General features: G+C 66.5%; 23 protein-coding genes and 1 riboswitch. Of the genes, 11 read left to right on the plus strand and 12 right to left on the minus strand.

Annotated elements, in window-relative coordinates; all coding sequences use genetic code 11:
* Positions 1-62: 62 nt before the first annotated feature.
* A complete protein-coding gene (locus tag IFT67_RS13210; protein WP_192239125.1) occupies positions 63-1,199 on the minus strand; it encodes a glycosyltransferase in 1,137 nt (378 codons plus the stop codon).
* Between the two features lie 152 nt (positions 1,200-1,351).
* On the opposite strand from IFT67_RS13210, the gene IFT67_RS13215 reads away from it, so the two are divergent.
* A complete protein-coding gene (locus IFT67_RS13215; RefSeq protein WP_244647390.1) occupies positions 1,352-2,668 on the plus strand; it encodes a metal-dependent hydrolase family protein in 1,317 nt (438 codons plus the stop codon).
* Positions 2,669-2,699: 31 nt separating this feature from the next.
* Here the strand turns inward: IFT67_RS13215 and IFT67_RS13220 are convergent, their stop codons facing one another.
* From IFT67_RS13220 to IFT67_RS13260, 9 genes are all read right to left on the minus strand, one after another.
* Complete coding sequence (locus IFT67_RS13220) at positions 2,700-3,470, minus strand: ThuA domain-containing protein (RefSeq protein ID WP_244647391.1); 771 nt, start codon at positions 3,468-3,470, stop codon at positions 2,700-2,702.
* Positions 3,471-3,536: 66 nt separating this feature from the next.
* Complete coding sequence (locus IFT67_RS13225) at positions 3,537-4,226, minus strand: spermidine synthase (protein WP_192238739.1); 690 nt, start codon at positions 4,224-4,226, stop codon at positions 3,537-3,539.
* A 34-nt stretch (positions 4,227-4,260) separates the two neighbouring features.
* Positions 4,261-5,259, minus strand: coding sequence for a ribosome small subunit-dependent GTPase A (rsgA, locus tag IFT67_RS13230; RefSeq protein ID WP_192238740.1), 999 nt, complete (start codon positions 5,257-5,259; stop codon positions 4,261-4,263).
* A gap of 85 nt (positions 5,260-5,344) precedes the next feature.
* Positions 5,345-5,893 carry a nicotinamide riboside transporter PnuC gene (gene pnuC, locus IFT67_RS13235; RefSeq protein ID WP_192238741.1) on the minus strand — a complete coding sequence of 183 codons (549 nt, stop codon included), beginning with the start codon at positions 5,891-5,893 and terminating at the stop codon, positions 5,345-5,347.
* Positions 5,890-7,035: a phosphotransferase gene (locus IFT67_RS13240; RefSeq protein ID WP_192238742.1), complete on the minus strand. Its 1,146-nt coding sequence runs from the start codon at positions 7,033-7,035 to the stop codon at positions 5,890-5,892. The genes pnuC and IFT67_RS13240 overlap by 4 nt, the downstream gene beginning before the upstream one ends.
* Before the next feature lies 1 nt (position 7,036).
* Positions 7,037-9,340: a TonB-dependent receptor gene (locus IFT67_RS13245; RefSeq protein WP_446740819.1), complete on the minus strand. Its 2,304-nt coding sequence runs from the start codon at positions 9,338-9,340 to the stop codon at positions 7,037-7,039.
* A 51-nt stretch (positions 9,341-9,391) separates the two neighbouring features.
* A riboswitch (TPP riboswitch) is annotated at positions 9,392-9,501 on the minus strand.
* 47 nt (positions 9,502-9,548) lie between these two features.
* Positions 9,549-10,664: a glycoside hydrolase family 130 protein gene (locus tag IFT67_RS13250; RefSeq protein WP_192238743.1), complete on the minus strand. Its 1,116-nt coding sequence runs from the start codon at positions 10,662-10,664 to the stop codon at positions 9,549-9,551.
* 165 nt (positions 10,665-10,829) lie between these two features.
* On the minus strand, positions 10,830-11,588 hold the full coding sequence (locus tag IFT67_RS13255) for an SDR family oxidoreductase (RefSeq protein ID WP_192238744.1): 759 nt from the start codon (positions 11,586-11,588) through the stop codon (positions 10,830-10,832).
* A 59-nt stretch (positions 11,589-11,647) separates the two neighbouring features.
* A complete protein-coding gene (locus IFT67_RS13260) occupies positions 11,648-12,529 on the minus strand; it encodes an alpha/beta fold hydrolase (RefSeq protein WP_192238745.1) in 882 nt (293 codons plus the stop codon).
* Positions 12,530-12,566: 37 nt separating this feature from the next.
* Here IFT67_RS13260 and IFT67_RS13265 point away from each other — a divergent pair, with 37 nt between their 5' ends.
* The 7 genes from IFT67_RS13265 to IFT67_RS13295 all read left to right on the plus strand — a co-directional run bounded on the left by IFT67_RS13265 (position 12,567) and on the right by IFT67_RS13295 (position 19,525).
* Positions 12,567-13,928, plus strand: a complete 1,362-nt coding sequence (locus IFT67_RS13265) for a protein adenylyltransferase SelO family protein (protein WP_192238746.1) — start codon at positions 12,567-12,569, stop codon at positions 13,926-13,928.
* 36 nt (positions 13,929-13,964) lie between these two features.
* Positions 13,965-15,377, plus strand: a complete 1,413-nt coding sequence (gene astD, locus IFT67_RS13270; protein ID WP_192238747.1) for a succinylglutamate-semialdehyde dehydrogenase — start codon at positions 13,965-13,967, stop codon at positions 15,375-15,377.
* A 252-nt stretch (positions 15,378-15,629) separates the two neighbouring features.
* The gene (cobA, locus tag IFT67_RS13275; protein WP_192238748.1) at positions 15,630-16,421 is read left to right on the plus strand and encodes a uroporphyrinogen-III C-methyltransferase; all 792 of its coding nucleotides are present in this window, start codon (positions 15,630-15,632) and stop codon (positions 16,419-16,421) included.
* Complete coding sequence (locus IFT67_RS13280) at positions 16,418-16,714, plus strand: DUF2849 domain-containing protein (RefSeq protein ID WP_192238749.1); 297 nt, start codon at positions 16,418-16,420, stop codon at positions 16,712-16,714. Before cobA ends, IFT67_RS13280 begins: the two co-directional genes overlap by 4 nt.
* Position 16,715: 1 nt before the next feature.
* On the plus strand, positions 16,716-18,347 hold the full coding sequence (locus IFT67_RS13285; protein ID WP_192238750.1) for a nitrite/sulfite reductase: 1,632 nt from the start codon (positions 16,716-16,718) through the stop codon (positions 18,345-18,347).
* A complete protein-coding gene (locus IFT67_RS13290) occupies positions 18,340-18,780 on the plus strand; it encodes a DUF934 domain-containing protein (protein ID WP_192238751.1) in 441 nt (146 codons plus the stop codon). Before IFT67_RS13285 ends, IFT67_RS13290 begins: the two co-directional genes overlap by 8 nt.
* Positions 18,773-19,525 carry a phosphoadenylyl-sulfate reductase gene (locus IFT67_RS13295; RefSeq protein ID WP_060527031.1) on the plus strand — a complete coding sequence of 251 codons (753 nt, stop codon included), beginning with the start codon at positions 18,773-18,775 and terminating at the stop codon, positions 19,523-19,525. Before IFT67_RS13290 ends, IFT67_RS13295 begins: the two co-directional genes overlap by 8 nt.
* A gap of 221 nt (positions 19,526-19,746) precedes the next feature.
* Here IFT67_RS13295 and IFT67_RS13300 read toward each other — a convergent pair whose 3' ends face one another.
* Positions 19,747-21,237: a replicative DNA helicase gene (locus tag IFT67_RS13300; RefSeq protein ID WP_056050676.1), complete on the minus strand. Its 1,491-nt coding sequence runs from the start codon at positions 21,235-21,237 to the stop codon at positions 19,747-19,749.
* Between the two features lie 98 nt (positions 21,238-21,335).
* Here IFT67_RS13300 and IFT67_RS13305 point away from each other — a divergent pair, with 98 nt between their 5' ends.
* Genes IFT67_RS13305 through IFT67_RS13315 form a run of 3 tightly spaced genes read left to right on the plus strand, consistent with a single transcriptional unit; the run spans position 21,336 to position 22,949 of the window.
* A complete protein-coding gene (locus IFT67_RS13305) occupies positions 21,336-21,818 on the plus strand; it encodes a UPF0262 family protein (protein ID WP_056050677.1) in 483 nt (160 codons plus the stop codon).
* Positions 21,819-21,825: 7 nt separating this feature from the next.
* A complete protein-coding gene (locus IFT67_RS13310; RefSeq protein ID WP_192238752.1) occupies positions 21,826-22,503 on the plus strand; it encodes a glycoside hydrolase family 25 protein in 678 nt (225 codons plus the stop codon).
* Positions 22,500-22,949, plus strand: coding sequence for a cytidine deaminase (locus IFT67_RS13315; protein ID WP_192238753.1), 450 nt, complete (start codon positions 22,500-22,502; stop codon positions 22,947-22,949). The genes IFT67_RS13310 and IFT67_RS13315 overlap by 4 nt, the downstream gene beginning before the upstream one ends.
* On the opposite strand, the gene IFT67_RS13320 is transcribed toward IFT67_RS13315, so the two are convergent.
* Positions 22,946-23,659 carry an HPP family protein gene (locus IFT67_RS13320; protein ID WP_192238754.1) on the minus strand — a complete coding sequence of 238 codons (714 nt, stop codon included), beginning with the start codon at positions 23,657-23,659 and terminating at the stop codon, positions 22,946-22,948. The two genes, IFT67_RS13315 and IFT67_RS13320, sit on opposite strands and share 4 nt — an antisense overlap.
* Positions 23,660-23,709: the final 50 nt, after the last annotated feature.

Raw genomic sequence — 23,709 nt, forward strand, 5'->3', positions numbered from 1 at the left:
CCTCTCCCGGAAAATACGGCCCCCTATATCGCAAGGACGCAGCGTGCGAGCAATATTACGACCTAGGTTAGCGCACCCGGACGGTTCAGGGCATCTTCGTACAGCGCGCGATAGCGAGCGATCATAACCGCTTCGTCGAATTCCGCGCGTGCCTTGGCCTGGTTTGCGGCCCCGACCGAGGCGCGCAAGGCGGGATCGCCGACCAGCGCCTGCAACGCATCACGCAACCGAACCTCGTTTGCGATCTCGGTCACGAACGGCAGATTCTCGGGCGCGACCATCCGCGTGATGTCGCCGACGGGATAGCTTGCGATCGGCAGGCCCGCGGCCATCGCCTCGACCACCGCGATCGGGAACTGCTCGCTGCGCGACGACAGCGCGAGCATATCGAAATGGCCGATATAGCGGTACGGGCGATCGAGAAATCCGGGCAGCACGAGCTTGTCCGCCATCCCCATCGCGGCGGCGGCTTGCAGGATGTTCGCGCGCTCCGGGCCCTCCCCGATGATCACCAGCCGCACGCGTCCGGATACACCACCGACCGCACGGACCAGCGCAGTGAGGTCCTTCACCTCGCGCAAGCCCGCCAGCGCACCGATCACCACTTCCTTGGCGTTGCGCGTGAACCCGGGGATGGCCTTGGGTTCGGGCTTCTGCGCGTAATAGGCCGTGCCGATCCCGTTGACGATCCGGTGGACGCGCTCGCGCGGCTGTTTCCAGGTCTTCAGCGCGATGCCTTCGAGCACTTCGGAGGGCACCGCGAGCGCATGCGCCGCGCCCAATGCAAGCCGCCGATAGATGTTGCGCTCGATCTTGAGCCCGCCCGCCTCGTCCGCGTTGAACCCGTCCTCGTGATGGACGAGCGGCGGCGCGTCCTTCGCGAACGCCCGCCGCGCCATCGCCCCATCGATCGCACCCCAGTTATAGCTCAGCACCAGATCGAACCGCCGCATATACTGCGCGATCGCCTCGTAGCGCTTCACCGAAGGCTTGCCCGTCAGCGGCGGTGGGTTCTGCGCGATCTCGTAGCGGATGCCCTTTGCGATCGAGTCCCGCGCTCCCAGGGCATCGGGCATACCCGACACGATGGTATGCTTCGCGCGATCGCCGAACGCGTTCATCAACCGAACCGCCCGCGCCTCCTTGCCGCCAAGATCGAACGACGAGTGGAGATGCAGGATGTTCACGGGAGCAGACATGGCGAACGCGATGCCGATTTCGGCGCGCGCTTTCAAGGGACCTTCGATACCCGACAGGACTTGCCCGCTCCGCCATCCGCGTTCGCCGTTCCCGCAATGACCACTTGCAGGCGCCCCTTGGTTGGACGAGCATGGTAGGCAAAGGGGAGAGAATGATGATCAAGGCATTTCTGGTCGGGCTGGCGGCGACCGTCTCGGTATCGGCATTGGCGCAGACCAAGCCGTCGACCACGACCTATATTCACGCCGGCACGCTGCTCGATCGCCCTGGTCAAGCGCCGCGCGGCAACACGACGATCATCGTTCGCGACGGCAAGGTGGCGGAGTTGCGCGACGGCTTCGTGGCACCGGAGCAAGGCGCGGCTCTGGTCGATCTCCGCAACGCCTTCGTCCTGCCGGGGCTGGTCGACATGCACGTGCATCTCTGGGGTATCGGCGGCGATCCGATGCGCGCGCGTCTGGAGGCGCTGAACCGCGATCGGTTCGACGACGAGATGACCGCCGTCGCCAACGCCCGCACGACGCTGAACGCCGGTTTCACGTCGGTCCGCGATCTCGGCGGTGATCCGCGCGGCATCCGTGCGCTCCGCGACGCGATCGATGCGGGGACGGTCGAGGGACCAAGCATCACCAACGCCGGCGAGATGATCTCGGTGACCGGCGGGCATGGCGACGGCGGCAACGGGCTGGCCGAGGAATTCGCCGACATGGTGCATGCCAAGGAAGTGAACCTGTGCGACGGTCCCGACGACTGCCGCCGCGCGGTGCGCGCGCAGGTCGCACTCGGCGCCCGCGTCATCAAGTTCGCCGCGACCGGCGGCGTGCTTTCGAACGTCAGCGGCGGGCTCGGCCGTGCGATGACGCCCGAGGAGATGCGCGCGATCATCGAGACGGCGCATACGCTCGGTCGCAAGGTCGCCGCGCATAGCCATGCGACCGAAGGCACGCGCGCGGCGCTGGAGGCCGGTGTCGATTCGATCGAGCACGGGACGTTCCTCGACGCGGATACGATCAAGCTGTTCAAGACCAGGGGCGCCTATCTGGTGCCGACCGAGATCGCGCCCGTCGCGGCGCTCGCGCAGGCCCGCGGCGGCGCGCTGCCGCCCGCGACGATCGTCAAGGCCGAAGCCGCCGCGGCCGCGATGGCCGACAGCCACCGTCGCGCCTATGCGGCCGGCGTGAAGGTCGCGTTCGGAACCGATACCGGCGTGTCGAAGCACGGCGACAACGCGACCGAGTTCGCGCTGATGGTGAAGAACGGCCTCACCCCGACGCAGGCGATCGCCGCCGCCACCGTCGGCGCCGCCGACCTGCTGGGCCGCGACGACATCGGTACGCTGGCGCCCGGCAAGACGGCGGACATCATCGCGGTGACGGGCTCTCCGCTGCAGGACGTCACGCGGCTCGAACACGTCGATTTCGTCATGCACCGCGGCAAGATCGCCAAGACGTCGTCCGGCGGCGTCTGACAGCCGGGATCGACCGCGCGGCGCCCGGGGTTCAGTGTCGCTGACCCCGGCCCGTCGCGGCCCAGTAGAGTCCGCCCAGCAGGTGCTGGAGATAGCGCTCGTCGCGGTACGCCTCCGCATCGTGGCCGAGCAGCGTGACGAACACCCGCCCCTTCTCATACCGATGATACCAGGCTTCGGGGTGGTCCTTCCCCATCGGCTTCGCCACCTGACCCGGCCAGATCCTGGTCGGGTCATAACTGGTCTCGTCGACCGTGAGCACCGTATCGATGGGGACCGCGAACGGATTGCTGGTGACGTAGAACTCGTCGCTCCAGATCCAGCGGTCGGGCACGCCGAACGTCGCCGGAAAGCCCTTGTCGACCACGGTGACGACGCCGGTCTGCAGCATCGGATGATTGACGAAACTGCGACCCACCAGTTTCTCGTACCACGGCCAGTCGGTCTTCGGGATGATCGCGGCGCGGTGCACGACGATCGCGTTGCCGCCACCACGCATATACGCCTCGAAATGCCGACGCTGCGTCTGGCTCAGCTGTTCCGCCGGCGTATTCAGGAACATCACCGCCGCGTAGTGGCTGAGGTCGCCGTCGAACACCGCAGGGTCGCTGGTCCACTCGACGTGGAACGCATGCAGCTTCGCGAGGTGCTCGATACTGTCGCGCGCGACCGGAATATATTCATAGTGGTATTTGCTGGGGGTCGCGATCACCAGGACCTTGAACTGATCCTCGGCGAAGCCGACCGACGGGATCATCAAAAGGACGATCGCGAGAAGCGCTCGAAAAGCCGCGGTCATCATGTCCCCTTTGCGTCGGCAAAGCGCCTTATAGCGATCGAAGCGCCGCCGATGATACCGCGGCGCGTGTCAATCCGCCGGCGTGGCGAACCAGATGACGTGCCGCGGCCCCTTGCCGTTGCTGCGCGCCCGCACGACGACCTCCTCGGTCCGGAAGCCGGACGAGGCCAGGCGACGGACGAAGACCGGGTCGGGGGCCGCCGACCAGATCGCCAGGACGCCGCCGGGGGCCAGCGCCCGCTTCGCCGCAGCCAGTCCGCGTACCGAATAGAGCCGGTTGTTGTCGGTCCGCGTCAGCCCGTCGGGGCCGTTGTCGACGTCTAGCAGGATCGCGTCGTACGCCGACGACGCCTCTGCGATGACCGCGCCGACATCGCCCTGCACCAATGTCACGCGCGGATCGTCGAGACAGCCCGCCATCAGCGTCGCCATCGGCCCGCGCGCCCAGTCGATGATCTCCGGCACCAGTTCGACCACCGTTATCCGTGCGTTCTGGTCGAGCGCTGCCAGCGCCGCGCGCAGCGTAAACCCCATGCCGTACCCACCGATCAGCAGATGCGGTCCCTGTCGTTGGCGCGGGCGCTTTCCCAGCCGTTCGCAGGTCATGACCGCGAGCGCCTCTTCCGAGCCCGTCATCCGCGTGCTCATCAGCTCGGCACGATCGAGCAGGATCATGAAGTCGCCGCCGCGGCTGTACAGGTGCAGTTCCTCACCGCCGCCCGGCACGATCGCGGTGGCCAGCAATTCCCGTGGTGTCATGCTGCGCTCACGTCCCTGGATACCGGGCCCTGCATCAATGCGGCCGCCGCCCGGCAGTCCGCGCGGCATTGGCCTTCTCTTCGGCCGCGAGCTTGCGCCAGCGCGCGAACCGGTCCAGCGCCAGCGTGCCAGCCTTGATCCCCGCCTGGACCGCACAGCCCGGCTCTACGGTGTGCGAACAATCCGAAAACTTGCACGCCTGTGCCGCCAGTTCGAAATCGTCGAACACCTCGGCGATCCCGGTCGACGCGTCCGACAGTTGCAGTTCGCGCATGCCGGGCAGGTCGAGCAGCCAGCCGCCCTCCTCCAGCCGGTGCATCTCGCGCACGGTGGTCGTATGCCGTCCCGTCGAATCACCCTTGCGGATCGCCTGGGTGAGGATGCTCTCCGACCCGCGCAACGTGTTGACGAGCGTTGACTTTCCGACGCCGGACGAGCCGAGGAACGCCACCGTCTTGCCCTTGCCGCACCAGGCCGCGAGGTGTGCGACGCTGGCCGGATCGCGACCGTCGATCGCCTCGACTTGCAATCCCGCCTCGATGCCGTGCACCGCCGCCACGAACGTCTCCGGGCTGTCGGTCAGGTCGATCTTGGTCAGGACGACGACCGGGTTCACGCCGACCTCGCGCGCGAGAACGAGGTACCGCTCGATCCGCGCGACGCTGAAATCCTGGTTGCACGACGCGACGAGGAACACCGTGTCGACATTGGCGGCGATCATCTGATCCTTGCGCGGATCGGCGGGTGATCGCCGCTTGAACAGGTTCATCCGGTGCAGGACGCGCACCGGCTCCAGCGTCCGATTGTCGATCAGCAGCCAGTCGCCGACGGTCGGATGATCGTCCGTCGGCAAGGCACCGGCTATGTACGGCGAGACGAAACGCTGCCCCCCCTCGCCCGCGACCGCGATCTGGCCGCGGTGGACGGACATCACGCGAACGGGGTGGCAGTGCGCCGTTTCGTCATTCGAAACCTGGACGCTGAAATGATCGTTCCAGCCAAGATCGAGCAGTGTCTCGGTCGGAGCTGTCATCGGGTTGCGGCGTCCACTATCATGCCGGCTCGGCTGACATCATCCGCGCCGATACGCAAGCGACTAGGTCGACGCCGAACCGTCGCTACGCGGCTCGCCAACGCCGATATCCCATGACCGCCAGCGCGATCATCACCGCATAGAGGCCCGCCGTCAGCATGAGCCCCTTCATGATGAACATCCCGACATAGAGCACGTCGACAACGATCCAGAGCAGCCAGCTCGCAGCATGACGCCGCGCCGTCGAATATTGCGCGACCAGGCTGAAACTGCTCAACCCCGCGTCCATCCAGGGCAGCGCCGCGTTCGTATAGCGGCTCATGAACCAACCGATCGCGAGCGCGCCGACCGCACCGGCCGCCAGCCCGGCGGAGGCTTGCGCGCGATGCAACGGCCTCACGACGATGTCGCCGGTATCCGCCTTGCCACGCGCCCACGCGATCCAGCCATAGACGATCGCGATCCCGAACAGCGCCTGCAGGACCATGTCCGCATACAGGCGAACGTCGAGGAAGAGCTTGAAGTACAGGGCGCAGGCAACGAAATTGACCGGCCAGCACAGCATGCGCCGCGTCGCGGTCAGCCAGATGCCCGCGAAGCTGACGACGACGGCGATGATTTCGAACCCCGTCATCGGACCGGACCCTCGCCGCCGATTCGCTTCAGGAAATCCTGACCGACTGCCGACAGGAACCAGTCGGCATGACCGACCAGATAGTCGTCCCATGCCAGCATCGCCGAGTCCGGGTCGCCGACGATGCCGGCGAAATAGTCGATCTCCGACAACGCGAATTCGAGATGGACCAGCGGCAACAGGCGCACGATCGTCGCGATGTCGGCGCAGCTCAGAGGCCGGATCGTCGCATAGCCCGAAAGGATCGCGATCGCGGCCTCCGGGTCTGCGATCGCCGCGTCGTTCCCCTGCCCCAGCTTCAACCACTGTACCGCGGTGCGCTCGATCGCGGTGGCGACATCATGGACGGCGCAAGTACGGTCGGCGAGACCGAAGTCGAACACCGTCCGCACGCTCCCGTCGCCCGACCAGAGCAGGTTGGACGGATGCCAGTCGTTGTGAGTCCATAGCGGCACCTGCGCCGCCAGCAGCGCGGGAAGCCCGTCGCCCAACGTTCCGAACAGTCTCGCAAGGTCCCGCCGCCACGGTCGGGGCGTCAGGAATGCGGCGAGCGCCGGACGGGCGGCGACATAGACTTCGGCCGCCGCGATCGGATCGGCTGCGGGCAGGATCGTAAAGCTCGCCACGAGCGATTGCGAGCGACGTGCCGGAGCCATGAAATCGCGTGCGGCCAAGTGCAGCGTCGCGAGGGCGACACCCGCGGCATGCGCGTGGGCGTGCTTGAAGAACGGCGTCCACGACAGACTGTCGCGGTACAGGTCCGCGCCGGGCGCCTCGCGAAAGAGCTCGTAGGACCACTCGCCGCGCGCAACTACACTCCCGCCATCTGCGGTGGCCATCACTTCGGCCACGGAAACGCCCGCACCGGCGAGATGCGCGATGAATGCGTGCTCCTCCGCCAAGCCCTCGATCGAACGAACACTAGCGTGATGACGTTTCAGCAAGAACGCGCCCTGCGTCGTGTGTGCCAACGTCGCGGCGGAAAAGGGACGCGGGGAATGCCAGTGCAGCCCGGTCATCCGTCCTGCCGCCGGGAAGCGGGCGAGTACAGCCTCGGCCTCGTCCGCGGTTATCGCGGGCCAGGTCGGCGCCTCCATCGCGGTGCCCATGCCGTGGACGAGATGCGCGGGCTGCGACGCCACCTCAGAACGCCCGCGAGATCGTCGCCATGACCGCCGCGCCGCTGCCGATGTAATAAGCGGGCGGTGCGCCAGCGATGACCGTGCCGTTGCGGCCGATTGTGTCCTGCGCATTGGTGCTGACCGACTGCACACCGGCGAGGACGTGCGGATCGGTGACGTTGATCGCGTTGACGCGCAGGTCGGTCCGCTTGCCGTCGAGCCAGTCGGCGAGGTGCATGCCGACCGACAGATCGAGCGTCGCATAGCCCTTGATGCGCTCGTCGTTCATGAAGCTCGCATATTGCCGGCCGATATATTTCGACGCGACGCTGCCGAAGAAACGTCCGTCGTCATAGATCCCGCCGGCGCCGAACTGCACCGTCGGGCTGGACACCGCGTGCTTGCCCCTGGTCGGCAGGAAGTCCGCGCCGACCGGGAGGTCGTCGTCGATCCGGGCGCGCAGATACTCGCCGGAAAGATACAGGCTGACCCCGGCGACCGGGCGATAGTCGATCTCCGCATCGACGCCGTACGAGGTCTGGCCACCCGCGTTGAGCGTCGCGTTGACCTGCGCGCCGCCTTGGTCGAGCACGGTCGCGAGTTGGCGGTTGCGGAACTTGTAGTGGAAGCCGGTCACCGACGCGGAGAACTGCTCGCCGATGAAGCGATAGCCCACTTCCTGCGAGACCGAATATTCGTTCTTAAGCGCGTTGGTCCCCTGAACGACGACCGCGCCACCTGCATAGCTGTTGTAGAGCGTGAACTCATTCGGCGTGCGGAAGTTGGTGGTGATGTTGGCGAACAGCTGCTGGCGATCGTCGATCCGGTAGTGGATCGCGGCGCGCGGCAACGCGGCGAAGCTGTCGTTGCGCACCTTGTCCTGCGGTCCGGGGAGGTAGTTGCGGCCGTTGCGCAGCACGTTCACGCCCTTGAACCCGGCATCGATCGTCAGCCGCGGCGTGAGTGCGATGCTGTCGGCGAGGAAGAAGCCTTTCGTGACGGTGACGGTGCGCTGGTTCTCATAGGCGAGCAGGCGGCCGTCGGCGGTGCGGATTGCCTTCGAACGATAGCCCCAGCGGTCGAACGGCTGCCCATCGGCGTCGACCGAGGTGTACGACTGCGTAACGCGGTCGGTGCCGTAGTCGAACCAGAGCCCAGCGGTGAGCGTGTGTGCGCCGGTCCTGAAGGTGAGCTTGCTGACGTTGCCGGTTCGCATCTGGTCGCCGGTATAATTGCCGAGCACGGTCGCGACGCCGTCGACTGCACCGGGCAGCGCGATCGGCTGTGCCAGTTCCTCGGTGCCAAGGAAATTGCCTTCGGTGGTCAACTGCGTGCCGTAAGGCGAGTTGCCGTAGCCGAACTGGAGGTAGGTGGTGCTGTCGAGCGCCAGCTGATCGGTCAGCACCAGGTGCACCGGCGCGGAGGCGTAGAGGTTACGGAACGGCGCGCGGTACAGGCGCCAGTAATTCGTATTTCCCTGCGTGTAGCGCTTGTCGTAGTTGAAGCCGCGACCTTGCACGTTCCATTCGGCGAGCGTCGGGCTCGGGTAGCTCGACGAGTTCGCGTCGTTGTACGACAGCGCTAGGCTGGCGCGGTTGCCGGCGCCCCATTCGTTGAGAATCTTCGCGTCGATATGCTGGCGGGTGTCGAAACCGGCACCCCGCCAATTGTCCGCGCGGGTGTTCGAATAGGACAGGGACGCCTTAAGCCCGGTATTGCCGATCGTCCCGCTATCGACGCGGAAGAACCCACGCCGCGCCGCGTAGCTGCCGAGCGACAGGTCGAGGAGCGCGCCGGGACGCGCCTTCGGATCGTCCAGCGACAGCGACAACAGCCCGCCGGCGCCGCCGAGCGTCGGTGAATCGATATCGACCGAGCCTTGCGCGAGCGTGATACGCTTGAGGTTCTCCGGGTCGGCGAACTGCGACGGATAGGCGTAATAATAGCCGATGTCGTTCTGCGGCGCGCCTTCCATCAGCACCCCGATCTCGTCCTGGCCGAGACCGCGCAACGTCAGGCTGGAACTCGTCGACAGGCCGTACGGGTCGCTCGATGCGACATTCGCGCCGGGCAACAGCGTGACAAGCTGGAACGCGTTGAGCGTCGGCGCCTGCTTGACGATGAAGTCGGCGGAGATCGCACTTTGCGCGCGCGGCACCTTCTGGTCGGGCAGCAAGCCGGCCGGATCCTGTTTGCCGACCACCCGAATCTCGGCAGGTTCGACCGGATCGGACGCTTGCGCCCCGGCCGACGATGCGGCGAGGGTCGCAGACAGGGACAGTGCGACCCGCCCCAGAAGTCTGCGCTCGCGCCCAGCGGAAATCACACTCAAACCAGCACTGAAAAAAGTCACGTCCACTCCAATCGGAGGGACGACGGGCCAGCCGCAGACCCTCCCTACGCCGGTATAAGCCGGATCAGGTTCAGCGGGTCATGGGCTGCTGCCCACCTCTCAGCCGCGCATGAGCGGCCCCCCGGGGATACGCGTCGCTTAGGCGGTCCGGGGGTGCGTGGAAAGCGCTATCGCGTGCGGTTCACGGGGCGGCGGCGAACGCGTCCTTGGAGATATGCGTGATCCGGCACGCGAGGTCCGCCTCGCCGCTTGCCACCACGTAGAAGTCGCCGGCGTCGGCGATGCCCGTCGTGAAGACCACGTTGTCGAGGTACATGCTGTCCCTCAGCGGCTCGGTGAGCGCGGGGTTCGGCTCCAGCAATGCGGTGTGCTCAGTCGCGACGGTAATCGACGGGTCGTCCTTGTCGAGGATCGACCAGTACGTCCGGTAGATGCCGACCACGCCAGATGGCTCGACACCGTGCCACAGCGTCAGCCAGCCGCGATCGGTCAGGATCGGCGGCGCGCCGCCGCCCATCCGCGCAGTCGACACTGTGGCCGAATGTGGCCGGATGCCGGGCTTGTCGTGCGGCTTCCAATGCAGCGCATCGGGTGAGCGCGACAGGTTGATCGACGGTCCGCTGCGCCATTCGCTGCCCGGTGGATACGCGAAATACAGGTCTCCGAGTGGGCGGGTCTGCGCCCAATACTGCCCGTCGATCAGCCCCTCGAAGATCAGCATGTCCTTGTTCTGGTGATCGAGGACGATCCCCTTGAGCTGCCAGTCGAGCGCATCGGCGGACGAATACAACGTCGTCGAATGCCGCTCCGGGCTCACCGAACAGGTGGTCATCAAATACCGATCCCCAACCTTCGAGATCCGCGCATCCTCGACGCCATAGCATTGGTACGACGTCCGCGGCGCGATCGCCTTGTCGTAATGCACCGCAACGACCGATCGTGCCTCGGGGTCCAGCTCGACCGGCAGCAACCAGGACAACGACGTCAACGCCATCACCTTCCACCCGCCCCCAGGGATCAGGAACTTGCGCGGATCCTTCGTATCAACCATCTGCAACGGCCACGCATCAAGCAGGTACGCGCCGTCCTGCCAGCGGATCGCATGCACGTTGCCGTTCTTGATAGGCTGCCGCAACGCTTCGGCGACGCGCACCATCAGCAGCAGATTGCCGTTCGCCAGCCGCGTCATCCCGGGATTGAACGCGCCGAGCACATAGGTCTCCGCGCCGACCTTCCCCGCCAGCGGCGAGCGCGACAGGTCGATGTCGGCGGGGGTGAAGACGAGCTGATCGAACATGCTATTCTCCTAAGGTATCTAATCTTTCATCGCCCCCCTTCGCCCTCCCCCTTTTTGTTCGCCACCCTATCTCCGTTCGCCCTGAGCGAAGTCGAAGGGTGTGCTCCGAGCGAAGGTGCTTCGACTTCGCTCAGCACGAACGGAATTGGGGAAGCTAGTGGGCGCCTATTCCCCCTCGAGCGCCCGCGGAACGATCACGATCTGCTGGATCACGGTCCGCGTCGGCTGTGTCAGGACGAATTCCACCCCGACCGCAATGTCCTCCGCGCGCAGCATCTGCTCAGCCTCGATCATCTGGCGCTGCTTTTCGTCGGGCACATCCGGATACTGCATGTTCGAGCCGACCTTGCCGGGCTCGACCAGCGAGACCTTGATCCCCTTCGGCCCGAGCTCGCGCCGCAACGCCTCCGAGAAGCCGGCGATGCCCGACTTCACCCCGGCATACACCGTCGAGCTCGGCCCGAGGATATGCGCGCTCAGCGAGCCGATGATGACGATGTCGCTGATCGGCTTCATCCGGTGCGCGGCGTGATGCGCGCTGAGCAGGTACGCGGTGAAATCGACCGCGATCGCATAGCGGAGTTCGTCCTCGCTCATCTGCGTCAGCCCGCCCGCTGCGACCGCCGCGTTGACGACGGTGATGTCGAAGCCGCCGAGATACGCCTCGCCCGCATCGAAGAACGCGCGAACCTTGTCGGGATCGGCCAGTTCGGTGATCATCCCGTCGCCCTCGCCGACCTCGCGGATGTGCGCCAGTGCATCCCGAAGATACCGCTCATCGCGTCCACAGATATAGACCTTGGCACCGTTAGCCGCGAGCATCACCGCGATCGCCCGGCCGATCCCGGTCGTGCCCCCGGTAATGATCGCGCGACGGCCCTTGAGCGGGCGGGCGGTCGTGTGGAGGTCGGCGCGTTCGGTCATTGAGTTTCCCGGCTTGTCAGTAAGGTCGACGCCAAACGCGCAGTCCCAGCCGGATGTCCCTAAGCGCGGATGCCCGCCCCCTCAAGAGCGCGCGCCAGCAACCGGTCGATCGGCTCCTGCAGCATCGTCTCGCTCAGCGTCGGCGCGTGGCCGACGCCCGGCACGGTCACCAGTTCGGCCTGGTCGAGCGATGCCGCCATCCGCTCCGCGGTCGCCGCCGACAGCAGGTCCGAGCGCCCGCCGCGCACGATCAGCGTCGGCACGTCGCGCAGCGACGCCAGCCCCTGCCACATGTCCGGCCCCGCTTCGTTCCCCGGCACGCGGAACGGCTCGGCGATCTTCAGATCGTAGTCGAGCACGATCCGCCCCGAACTGTTGAGCCGGTACAGCCGCTTGGCCATCGCCAGCCAATCCTCGATCTGCCAGTCGGGATAGACGTCGGCGTTGTTCTCGGAGACGCAGCGCGCGGCGTGCATCCAGGTCGGAAAGACGCTCGCCTTGCCGACATAGCCGCGGATTCGCGATAGCCCCTGCGCGTCGATCTCCGGGCCGACGTCGTTGAGCAGCGCCGCCATCATCCGGCCGCGCGATGGCCCGGCCATCAGCATCGTCACGATCCCGCCGAGCGACGTGCCGAACGCGATATACCGGTCGATACCCTGATCGGTCAGCAATGCCTCGACGTCCTGCACGTACGTCAGCGGGACGTACGACATCGGGTCCTTCGCGTACGCGCTCTCGCCCCGCCCGCGAAAGTCCACCGCGATCAAACGCCAGCGCCCCGCGAGCCTCGCCGCGAGCGCATCGAAATCGCGAGCATTACGCGTCAGGCCGGGCATGCAAATGATTGGTGGCTGGCCTTCCGCCCCGCCGGGATAGTCCCTCGCGTGGAGCCTTAGCCCGTCGTTGGACCACCAATAGAGGTTTTCGTAAGCGGCCATGGTTGCGTCCTTCGGGTAGCGGCCACCATATCGCCGCATGCCTATCTCCCCGCAAGCCTATCGCCCCGAAGCAAAGCTCCTCGACCTCGGCGACGGCTTCTTCGATCCCGTCGCGCCCGCCGACTTCCCCGAGACGCGAACTCGCTTCCGCAACGACCGCGCCGCCACGCAGATCGGAGTCGACACGCTCTCCGACGACGAATGGACGCGCCATTTCGGCCGGTTCGAGCCGCTCCCCGGCACGCTCCCCCAGCCGTTCGCACTCCGCTACCACGGCCACCAGTTCCGCAACTACAATCCCGATCTCGGCGACGGCCGCGGTTTCACCTTTGCGCAGATGCGGGATGACCGAGGCCGGTTGATGGACCTCGGCACCAAGGGATCCGGCCAGACGCCGTGGAGCCGTGCCGGTGACGGCCGCCTCACCCTCAAGGGCGGCATGCGCGAAATCCTCGCGACCGAGATGCTGGAAGCGCTCAACGTGCCGACTTCGCGGACACTGTCGCTGATCGAGACCGGCGAGGAACTCCAACGCGGCGACGAGCCCAGCCCAACTCGCTCCGCAGTGCTGGTCCGCCTCAACCACAGCCACGTCCGCATCGGCAGCTTCCAGCGTCTCGCCTACCACCGCGACGAAGCGGGATTGCGCAAGCTCGTCGGCTACACGCTGCGCAACCTCTACGACGAGGACAGCGACGATCCGGTCCGCCTGCTCGACCTTGTCGTCGGCCGCACCGCGCGCCTCGCGGCGCGCTACATGGCGGCGGGCTTCGTCCACGGCGTACTCAATTCGGACAACATCAACGTCACCGGGGAGAGCTTCGACTACGGCCCATGGCGGTTCGCCCCGACCTGGGACCCCGCCTTCACCGCCGCCTATTTCGACCACCAGGGACTCTACGCGTTCGGTCGCCAGCCCGAGGCGATCCACTGGGACGTGATGCAACTCGCCGTCGCACTTCGCCAGATCGCCGAGAGCGACCCGCTGGTAGCCGCACTCGACCAGTTCGGTCCGCGCTACCAACCCGAGGTCACGCAGGCGATCCTCTGGCGCCTCGGCGTCCGCCCGCGCGATCCCGATACCGACCGCGACCTCGTCCAGGTCACCGAACGCGCACTTCGCACCTCGGAAGTCGGCATCGACCGCTTCTTTTTCGACGTGTTCGGGGGCGACTTGCCCGAAACCTATACCGACCCCTGGACCGAGGTCCGCGCCGCGCTCGCGTCGTACGAACCCCGCAAGGACAGGTCGCACGCCTATTGGTCGGGCGAGCCTTGCAGCATGCTGATCGACGAAGTGGAGGCGATCTGGGCCCCGATCGCCGACAATGACGACTGGACGCTGTTGACCGCGAAAGTCGCCGCGATCCGCAACATGGGAGACGCGCTCGCCGAATAATTGGAATCATCCCTGATTTGAGGCAAGAGCAGCGCCATGTCCGACGAGATCATCTCCCACGAACCCGCCACCGGCGCGGTCCTCTGGCGCCATCCGGTCGGCGACGTCGACGCGGAGGTCGCCTGCGCGCGCGCCGGCTGGTCGAGCTGGGCGTCGAAACCGCTCGCCTTCCGGATCGAGACGATGCGGCGCTTCGCCAACATCGTCCGGCAGCGCAACGATGCCTTCACCGACCTGATCGCGCGCGAGACCGGCAAGCCGATCTGGGAAGCGCGCGGCGAAGTCGAGACCGTCATCGCCAAGGTCGACATCTCGGTCAGCGCCTACGCCGATCGCACCGCGCAACGCCGCCTCGAAGCGACGATGGGCTCGCGCATCGCCGTCCGCCACAAGCCACACGGCGTGCTCGCGGTGCTCGGGCCGTACAATTTCCCCGCGCATCTGCCCAACGGCCACATCGTCCCTGCGCTGATCGCGGGCAACGCGGTCGTCTTCAAGCCGTCGGAAAAAACCCCAGCCGTCGGCGCCTTCCTGGTCGAGTGCTTCCGCGCCGCCGGGGTGCCGCCCGAATGCATCCGTCTCGTCATCGGTGGCCCGAACGAAGGCAAGGCGCTCGCCGCGCATCCCGATATCGACGGACTGCTGTTCACTGGCTCGGCGCGCACCGGCCTGGCGCTCAACCGCGCGTTCGCCGACAAGCCCGAGAAGATCCTCGCGCTCGAGATGGGCGGCAACAATCCGATCGTCGTCTGGGATACGCCCGACCTGCACACCGCGGCCGTGCTGATCATCCAATCGGCCTTCACCACCGCCGGCCAGCGCTGCACCGCCGCCCGCAGGCTGATCGTCGATACGAAGCTCTACGACCCGTTGATCGCCACGCTCGACAAGATGGTCGGCCGGATCATCGTCGGCGAGCCGCACGCCAACCCCGCCCCGTTCATGGGCCCCGTGATCGACAACGAAGCCGCCGAGCAACTCACCGAGAGTTTCCTCGAACTGCTCACGCGCGGCGGCCGCCCGATCCGCCATCTCGAACGCCCGGTCGCGGACCTGCCGTTCCTCAAGCCCGCGCTGATCGACGTCACCGACATCGCCGACCGCCCCGATATCGAGCTGTTCGGGCCGATCCTCCAGGTCGTCCGCGTCGATGATTTCGACGCCGCGATCGCCGAGGCGAACAACACGCGCTACGGCTTGTCCGCCTCGCTGATCAGCCAGACTCCCTCGCTCTACGACCGGTTCTGGGCGAACATCCGCGCCGGCATCGTCAACTGGAACAAGCCGACCAACGGCGCCTCGTCAGGCGCGCCGTTCGGCGGCATCGGCTGGTCGGGCAACCACCGCCCGAGCGCCTATTACGCAGCCGATTACTGCGCCTATCCCGTTGTCAGCAGCGAGTCCGAAAGCGCCCGCGCGAGCATCGGCATCGGCTTGGCCGACGGCTGACCGCAGATTGGCTTAGCAGCCTCGAGTTATCGATTGGAGACGCGGTCAAGTTGCGTCCCGTCATTCCCGCGCAGGCGGGAACCCATACTGGCAGGCCTTGCAGCAGAATTGCATGCGTTCGAGGATATGGGTCCCCGCCTCCGCGGGGATGACGAAGGGTGGGACAGCGGTCTCCGGGGTAAAAGCAATCCTACCTCCCGCCAAAGCATCATTCGGTTGCAGCGCCGCGCTCATCCGCCCATCTCCGGTCGCATGGCAAGCCTCCTAGACCCCACCGCCCGCGGGCGCGTCATCCTCGTCGGGGCGGGCCCGGGCGATCCCGGTCTCCTGACCGTCCGCGCGGTCGAGGCGCTCAAGACCGCCGACGTCGTCGTGCATGACGGGCTGATTGACCCGCGCGTGCTCGACATCGCGCCCCCCTCCGCCCAGCGCATCTCGGTCGCCAAGCAACGCGCGCGCCACACGTTGCCGCAGGAGGCGATCAACGCGCTGATCATCGCGCACGTGAAGACCGGGGCGATCGTCATCCGGCTCAAGGGTGGCGACCCGTTCGTCTTCGGTCGTGGCGGCGAGGAGGTCGAGGCGGTTCGCGCCGCCGGCCTGCCCGTCGAGGTGATCCCCGGCGTCTCGGCTGCGCTCGGCTGTGCGGCGGAGGCGATGCTCCCCCTCACCCACCGCGATCATTCGAGCGCAGTCAGCTTCGTCGCGGGCCAGTGCAAGGGTTTGACCGAGCAGGACTGGTCGGGGCTCGCCGGTCAGGGCCGCACGCTCGTGATCTACATGGGCATCGCCACCGCGACCGATATCGCCGACAAGCTGATGGCCGACGGCGTCGCGCCCGACATGCCCGTCGCCGTGCTCGAACGCGGCACGTTGCAGGGTAGCCGCGCAATCCGCACGCTGCTCGCCGATCTCGGCGCGATGGTCACGCGCGAGGCGGTGAAAAGCCCCGCGATCATCGTCGTCGGCGAAGTCGTCGAACTGTCAGACGCCGAAGACAAACTCGCCCGCTGGGCCCGCGTAGCAGAGGACGCCGCCGCATGAAGTTGTTGACCGGAAACGACCTTCCCACTGGCGACGTCGTCTGGTGGACCGGAAATGGCTGGTCGCGCCACATCGAGGACGCGGCTGACGTCGGCGTCGCGGGTGAAGCGGTCCTCCAGGCGGAGGAAGGCGCACGCCGCGTCAACGTCCCCTATCTGATCGAGGCGACGCAAACCGACGAAGGCCCCCGCCCCGCCCACATCAAGGACCGCATTCGTGCGCTCGGGCCCACGATGCGGCCCGACCTGACCCTCAAACCCGCCGACCCCAACGCCGGCAGCTGGGTAATCTGATATGTATAAATACGACGAATACGACCAGGCGATCGTCGACCAGCGGGTCGACGAGTTTCGCGACCAGGTTCGCCGCCGCCTTTCGGGCGAGCTGACCGAGGACCAGTTCAAGCCGCTGCGGCTGATGAACGGGCTGTACCTCCAGCTGCATGCGTACATGTTGCGCGTCGCGGTGCCGTACGGGACGCTCGACGGCCGCCAGATGCGGATGCTCGGGCACATCGCGCGGAAATACGATCGCGGCTACGGCCACTTCACCACGCGGCAGAACATCCAGTTCAACTGGATTCAGCTCGACCAGACCCCGGACATCCTCCAGGAGCTGGCGACGGTCGAGATGCACGCCATCCAGACCAGCGGCAACTGCATCCGCAACATCAGTTCCGACCAGTTCGCCGGCGCCGCCGCGGACGAGGTCGCCGATCCGCGCCCCTGGGCCGAGCTGATCCGCCAGTGGTCGACGTTCCACCCGGAATTCACCTACCTCCCGCGGAAGTTCAAGATCTGCGTTATCGCGGCGGACGAGGATCGCGCGGCCATGCGGCTGCACGACATCGGCATCGGGCTGTACGTCCGCGACGGCGAACTCGGCGCGAAGATCTTTGTCGGCGGCGGCATGGGTCGCACGCCAATGATCAGCCACGAGATCCGCGATTTCGTCCCCGCCGACGACCTGATGAGCTATCTCGAGGCGTGCCTGCGCGTCTACAATCGCTACGGCCGGCGCGACAACATCTACAAGGCGCGGATCAAGATCCTGCTCCACGAGATCGGCCCCGACGAATATCGCCGCCAGGTCGAGGAGGAATTTGCCGCGGTGAAGGGCCTCGGCCTCGATCCTCCGCGGGCCGAGCTGGAGCGCATCACCAGCCACTTCGGCGCGCCCGATTTCGACGCGAGCGCCTCGACCGACATCGACCGCAGCGATCCCGACTTCGCGGTGTGGCTCGACCAGAACGTGAAGGCGCACAAGCAGCCGGGCTATGCGATCGTCAATATCAGCCTGAAGCCGATCGGTGGCATCCCCGGCGACGCGTCGGCGGACCAGATCGACGTGATGGCCGATCTCGGCACGCGCTACAGCTTCGACGAACTGCGCGTCACGCATGCGCAGAACATCGTCCTGCCGCACGTCCGCATCGCCGACCTGCACGCGGTGTGGTCGGCGCTCAACGACGCCGGGCTCGCCGAGGCTAATCTCGACCTGATCAGCGACATCATCGCCTGCCCGGGTCTCGATTACTGCAGCCTCGCCAACGCGCGCTCGATCCCGCTGGCGCAGAAGATCGCGACCCGCTTCGGCAGCCTCGATCGCCAGCGTGATCTCGGCGAACTGAAGCTCAAGATCAGCGGCTGCATCAACGCGTGCGGGCATCATCATGCGGGCCACATCGGCATCCTCGGCGTCGACAAGAAGGGCACCGAGAATTACCAGCTCTCGCTCGGCGGCTCGGGCGCGGAGGATGTCAGCCTCGCGAAGATCACCGGGCCCGGCTTCTCCGAGGACGGCGTGGTCGACGCAATCGAGCGCGTCACCGACCGCTATCTGCAGGTCCGCGACCCCGGCGAGCGCTTCCTCGACACCTACCGCCGCGTGGGCTTCGAGACGTTCAAGGAGGCGATCTATGGTTGAGTATCCGGGCCAGACGCTACTCCGCTTTCGCGACGACGAGCCGCATGACGAGCCCGCGGTGACGCTCGATTCGTTCATCGGCCAGAGCAACGCCGCCGCCGTGCGCCTGGAAGCAGGCGACGACGCGCGCGCGCTGTTGCCGCAAATCGACCAGCTCGCGCTAATCGAGGTGAGCTTTCCGGGCTATCGCGACGGACGTGGCTATTCGTCCGCGCGAATCCTGCGCGAGGCGGGGTATACCGGTGAACTGCGGGCGCAGGGCGATGTCCTGGTCGATCAGATTCCGCTGATGCGCCGCTGCGGGTTCGACAGCTTCGCACCCCAGGCGCCGATCGATATCGACGTGCTGCGCGCGAGCCTGGAACGCTACGATACGCCGTACCAGAAGGCGGCGGATGGCGCGGTGCCGGTTTGGAAGCTGCGCCATGGGTGAGCCCGCGCGCCAACTCGACATGATCGACGTCACCCCGGCGTTCACGCGCGCCGATGCGATGGCGATGCAGGAGCGGTTCGAAGGCGTCTCCGCACAGGAGATGCTGTTCGAGCTACTCGTCGGCGAGTTGCGCGGGCGGATCGCGGCGGTGTCGTCGTTCGGCGCGGAGTCGGCGGTGCTGCTGCACATGGTCGCGCAGGTCGATGTCGACGTGCCGGTGGTGTTCACGAATACGCAGAAGATGTTCGGCGAGACGCTGGCGTACCGTGACGAGTTGGCGGAGAAATTGGGGTTCACGGACCTGCGCGTGTTCCGGCCCGATCCGCGGTTGCTGGCGATCAAGGACAAGACGGGGTTGCGGTGGTCGTATGACCCCGACGGCTGTTGCGATCTGCGGAAAGTCGAGCCGTTGCGGCGAGCTCTAGCCCCGTTCGATGCGTGGATTTCGGGGCGGAAGGGGTTCCAGTCAGGGACGCGTACTGCCTTGCCGCGGTTCGAGGAGGATGAGGGCCGCCTGAAGATCAACCCGCTGGCGGATTGGGACAAGGCCAAGCTTGACGCGTATTTTGCGGAGCATGAATTGCCGCGGCACCCGCTGGAGGCGCAAGGCTATCTCTCGATCGGCTGCGCGCCCTGCACGACCAAGGTCGCCCCCGGCGAAGACCCGCGCGCAGGCCGCTGGCGCAGTTTCGACAAGGTCGAATGCGGCATCCACGCTCCCACCGATTACGATCCGATGATTTGACCGCTGTCCCTCGCCCCTTCGGGGAGAGGGACACCGATTACGATCCGATGATTTGACCGCTGTCCCTCGCCCCTTCGGGGAGAGGGAGGGAGGAGCCGTAGGCGACGGAAGGGAGAGGGGCTGTTGGGATCCAGGTCCCGAGCCACACTCCCCTCTCCCTTCCCACGGCAAGGGCCGCGGGCCTCTTCCCTCTCCCCGAAGGGGCGAGGGAGACGATGGGATCAATACTCGGCGAGATCCGAGAACTTGGTGATCGTCGGATCGAACTTCATCCGCACCTTGCCGGTCGCACCGTGACGCTGCTTCGCGATGATCAGCTCCGCCAGACCATACACCCGCTCCATCTCCGCCGCCCACGACGCATGGTCCTCGAAGATCTTCGAGCTATCCCCTTCCGCCGGCCGCTTGGGCTCCTTCGACGCGACGTAGTAATCCTCGCGGTACACGAACCAGACCATGTCCGCGTCCTGCTCGATCGACCCCGACTCGCGCAAATCCGACAGCATCGGCGTCTTGTCCTCGCGCGACTCCACCGCACGCGACAGCTGCGACAGCGCCAGCACCGGCACGTTGAGGTCCTTCGCCAACGTCTTCAGCCCGCGCGAAATCTCGGAGATTTCCTGAACGCGGTTGCCGTCCTTGCTCTTGCCCGACCCCGACAGCAGCTGGAGGTAATCGACCACCACCAGCCCGATCTCGTTGTTATGCCGACGCTGCAACCGGCGAACACGCGTATGCAGCGCGCCGATCGACAGGCCGCCGGTATCGTCGATGAACAGCGGCAAATTCTCCAGTTCGGCTGCCGCGGCCGCCAACTGCGCGAACTCGGTGCGGCTGATCTTACCCATGCGGAGCGATTCGGACGAAATCTGCGACTGCTCGGCGAGAATACGCGTCGCGAGCTGATCCGCGGACATCTCCAGCGAGAAGAACGCGACCTTCGCGCCGACCGAGTCCTTCGGGGCGATCCCGTCGGCCATGTCGCGCATCCAGCGCCGCGCGGCGTTGAACGCGATGTTGGTCGCGAGCGAGGTCTTGCCCATGCCCGGACGGCCGGCGAGAATCATGAGATCGCTGTGATGCATGCCGCCGATCTTGGCGTTGATCGAATCGATGCCGGTGGTGACGCCCGACAGATTGCCGCCCGAGTTCAGCGCGCGCTCGGCCATCTTGACCGCCGCGGTGGTCGCCTGCGCGAACGACTTCACCGTGTTTTCGGAACCGCCATCCGCCGCGACCTTGAACAGCTCTTCCTCGGCGAGCTCGATCTGTGCGCGCGGGTTGACCTCTTCGGAGGTGTCCATTGCGCGATCGACCAGCGTCCGCCCGACCGACACGAGCGCGCGCAACATCGCGAGGTCGTAGATCTGCTGCGCGAACTGGCGCGCGCCGATCAGGCCGGCGCCGCTGCCCGTCAGCCCTGCGAGATACGCTGGCCCACCAAGCTCGCGCATGCCCTCGTCCGCATCGAACATCGGCCGCAACGTCACCGGCGTCACCAGCATGTCGTTGCCGCGCAGCGTCTTGATCGCCGCGAAGATGCGCCCGTGGACGGGCTCGAAGAAATGCCCAGGCTCCAGCTTGTCGACGAGGTCGTCCGCGAGCCGGTTGTCGATCATCATCGCGCCGAGCATCGCGGCCTCGGCTTCGACGTTGCGGGGAAGCTGCTGCGGTTCGGGGACCGCGGGAACGGGGAATGCGAGAGTTGCCATCCCCTGCACCTACGCGATGGACGGGTCCTCGTCCAAGCTATCGCGCCGGAATGCTGGGGATAAGTGACAGGTCGAACCTGCCCCGCTATCGAACCGGTATGGCCGACCCGCGGATCATCGACGTGCAACTCGACGAGACCAGTCTCGGCTGGCGCTCGCCCGACGTCGAGCAGGAGCGCCGGATCGCGATCTTCGACCTGATCGAGGGCAATCACTTCGCCCCGCAGCGGGCCTATGCCGACGGCTATGCGGGGCCGTACAAGATCAAGCTCCAGTCGGAAGAAGGACGCCTCGGCATCCATATCCACCGCGAGGACGATACGCATCTCGAGACGCTGGTGCTCGCGCTCGGTCGGTTCCGCCGACCGATCCGAGATTATTTCGCGATCTGCGACAGTTACTATCAGGCAATCCGGCAATCCTCCCCCGCCCAGATCGAGACGGTCGACATGGCCCGCCGGGGCGTCCACAACGAGGCCGCCGAGCTGCTCAAGGAGCGTCTCGACGGCAAGATCGAGGTCGATTTCGATACCGCGCGACGGCTGTTCACGCTGATCTGCGTCCTCCACATCCGCAACTAGAAGACCCATGGCTCACGCACTTTTGAAATTCGCGGCCGCGCTCGCCGCGACCGGCTTCGTCGGTATCTGCGGCTGGACCGCCGCGACCGGCTGGCACCCCGACGTCAAACACTACCCGCTGCAGGGCATCGACCTCGCCGAAAACCCCGGCCCGGTCGAATGGGGCACGGTGCGCGCGAGCGGTGCCGACTTCGCCTATATCGTCGCGACGTCGGGCACCGACCGGCGCGATCCGACGTTCGAGGCGAACTGGGCGGCGCTGCCCGACGCCGGCCTGCGACGCGGCGCGGTGCACGTCTATTCCTTGTGTCAGCGTGCGGACGAGCAGGCGAACGCGTTCAACACCTTCGTGCCGCGGACTTCGGACGCGTTGCCGACCGCGGTCGACATCGCGTTCCACGACGACTGCACCGCGCGGCCCGATCGCGCGACGCTGATCGCCGACATCGCGCAGTTCGTGACGATGGTCGAGACGCACACCCGCCAGCCGGTGATGCTGCGGATCAGCAAGGCGATGGATTCGAAGTACACGCTGTCGGATGCCGTGCCGCGGCCGCTATGGGCGGTGGAGAATATCCTCAAGCCCGACTACACCGCGCGGCCATGGCGGATGTGGCGGGCAAGCGATTTCCGCCGCATCGACGGGATCGAGGGACCGGTGAACTGGGACGTGGTGGCATCATGACTGATCAAGCAACGCAACTCGTAGCGGCAGCACGCGACGCCGCGCGCAACGCCCACGCACCCTATTCGCGGTTCGCGGTCGGTGCTGCAGTACTGCTCGACGACGGCACGGTGATCACCGGCGCGAACTTCGAGAATGCGAGCTACGGCCTGTCGCTGTGCGCCGAGACGGTCGCGATCGCCACCGCCAGCGCGGCAGGGCGGCTCCGCGATATCGTCGCGATCGGCGTGATCGGCGGCGCGATGAATGCTGATGGCCGCGCGACCGGCTCCTCCCCCGTCAGCCCGTGCGGCCGCTGCCGCCAGGTCATCAACGAAGCGGCGCAGATGGGCGGCCGCGACCTGCCGGTGCATTGCGGCGCGGCGGAAGGCGATGCAATCCGCACCTATACCGTGTCCGAATTGCTGCCCGACGCGTTCGGGCCGGCGGACCTCGGGGTCAGCTAAGCAACGCCTCCTGGGGGATCGCCGCTTATACTTCGCGTCCGTCGGTGCGCCGCGTGATACGCGACACGGCCAAACAACAGGTCGAGATCCTCTCGACTGACGTCGAGCGTTTCGCCGAGATCGGCAAGCGCGTTGTCCAGATCCTCGGGGTGCGGCGTCGCTTCGTCCGGGATCAGCGGCTTCCCGGATACCGGTATCGCGCGATGCGGATAGCTGTGGCCGGAGAACCGGTGGAACAGAATGCCGCACGCGGTCAATATGATGGCGTTGAGTGCGATCGGCACGACGGCGAACGCGAACCCCGCCTGCAACACGGCGGGGCCGCCGACGACCGCGGTCAGGGCGACCGCACCCGCCGGAGGGTGTAGCGACCGCGTCAATGACATCACGAGGATCGCGCCCGCCACTGCGATCGCCGCGGCGAACTCGGGCACGGGAACCAGTCTTGCCACGACGATGCCGACCAGCGCCGACAGGACATTCCCACCGATGACCGGCCAGGGTTGTGCGAGCGGACTTGCAGGCACGGCGAACACGAGAACTGCGGCGGCCCCCATCGGCGCCGCGATCAGCAGGACACTGCCGTGCGGATGGACGAACGACGCGCTGATCGCACTCGTCAGCGCAATGCCGATCAGCGCTCCGAGGCAGGCCAACAGCCTGTCGCCAAGAGAGCCTCCTGCGAGAATGGGTACGAAAAACGCGCGCATGGTGAAATCCGGTGAGTGACCCCGGCTCCTATGGCGAACGGGGTCCGGTG

Source organism: Sphingomonas sp. CFBP 13728, from assembly GCF_014841895.1.
Classification (GTDB): domain Bacteria; phylum Pseudomonadota; class Alphaproteobacteria; order Sphingomonadales; family Sphingomonadaceae; genus Sphingomonas.

Coding starts and splice junctions, on each gene's coding strand:
- pnuC (WP_192238741.1), bottom strand. CDS start 5,893: ATGACGGGGTTCGAAATCATCGCCGTCGTCGTCAGCTTCGCGGGCATC.
- IFT67_RS13285 (WP_192238750.1), top strand. CDS start 16,716: ATGTATAAATACGACGAATACGACCAGGCGATCGTCGACCAGCGGGTC.
- IFT67_RS13215 (WP_244647390.1), top strand. CDS start 1,352: ATGATGATCAAGGCATTTCTGGTCGGGCTGGCGGCGACCGTCTCGGTA.
- IFT67_RS13225 (WP_192238739.1), bottom strand. CDS start 4,226: ATGACACCACGGGAATTGCTGGCCACCGCGATCGTGCCGGGCGGCGGT.
- IFT67_RS13250 (WP_192238743.1), bottom strand. CDS start 10,664: ATGTTCGATCAGCTCGTCTTCACCCCCGCCGACATCGACCTGTCGCGC.
- IFT67_RS13265 (WP_192238746.1), top strand. CDS start 12,567: ATGCCTATCTCCCCGCAAGCCTATCGCCCCGAAGCAAAGCTCCTCGAC.
- rsgA (WP_192238740.1), bottom strand. CDS start 5,259: ATGACAGCTCCGACCGAGACACTGCTCGATCTTGGCTGGAACGATCAT.
- IFT67_RS13255 (WP_192238744.1), bottom strand. CDS start 11,588: ATGACCGAACGCGCCGACCTCCACACGACCGCCCGCCCGCTCAAGGGC.
- IFT67_RS13295 (WP_060527031.1), top strand. CDS start 18,773: ATGGGTGAGCCCGCGCGCCAACTCGACATGATCGACGTCACCCCGGCG.
- astD (WP_192238747.1), top strand. CDS start 13,965: ATGTCCGACGAGATCATCTCCCACGAACCCGCCACCGGCGCGGTCCTC.
- IFT67_RS13210 (WP_192239125.1), bottom strand. CDS start 1,199: ATGTCTGCTCCCGTGAACATCCTGCATCTCCACTCGTCGTTCGATCTT.
- IFT67_RS13300 (WP_056050676.1), bottom strand. CDS start 21,237: ATGGCAACTCTCGCATTCCCCGTTCCCGCGGTCCCCGAACCGCAGCAG.
- IFT67_RS13305 (WP_056050677.1), top strand. CDS start 21,336: ATGGCCGACCCGCGGATCATCGACGTGCAACTCGACGAGACCAGTCTC.
- IFT67_RS13310 (WP_192238752.1), top strand. CDS start 21,826: ATGGCTCACGCACTTTTGAAATTCGCGGCCGCGCTCGCCGCGACCGGC.
- IFT67_RS13315 (WP_192238753.1), top strand. CDS start 22,500: ATGACTGATCAAGCAACGCAACTCGTAGCGGCAGCACGCGACGCCGCG.
- IFT67_RS13290 (WP_192238751.1), top strand. CDS start 18,340: ATGGTTGAGTATCCGGGCCAGACGCTACTCCGCTTTCGCGACGACGAG.
- cobA (WP_192238748.1), top strand. CDS start 15,630: ATGGCAAGCCTCCTAGACCCCACCGCCCGCGGGCGCGTCATCCTCGTC.
- IFT67_RS13320 (WP_192238754.1), bottom strand. CDS start 23,659: ATGCGCGCGTTTTTCGTACCCATTCTCGCAGGAGGCTCTCTTGGCGAC.
- IFT67_RS13220 (WP_244647391.1), bottom strand. CDS start 3,470: ATGATGACCGCGGCTTTTCGAGCGCTTCTCGCGATCGTCCTTTTGATG.
- IFT67_RS13260 (WP_192238745.1), bottom strand. CDS start 12,529: ATGGCCGCTTACGAAAACCTCTATTGGTGGTCCAACGACGGGCTAAGG.
- IFT67_RS13280 (WP_192238749.1), top strand. CDS start 16,418: ATGAAGTTGTTGACCGGAAACGACCTTCCCACTGGCGACGTCGTCTGG.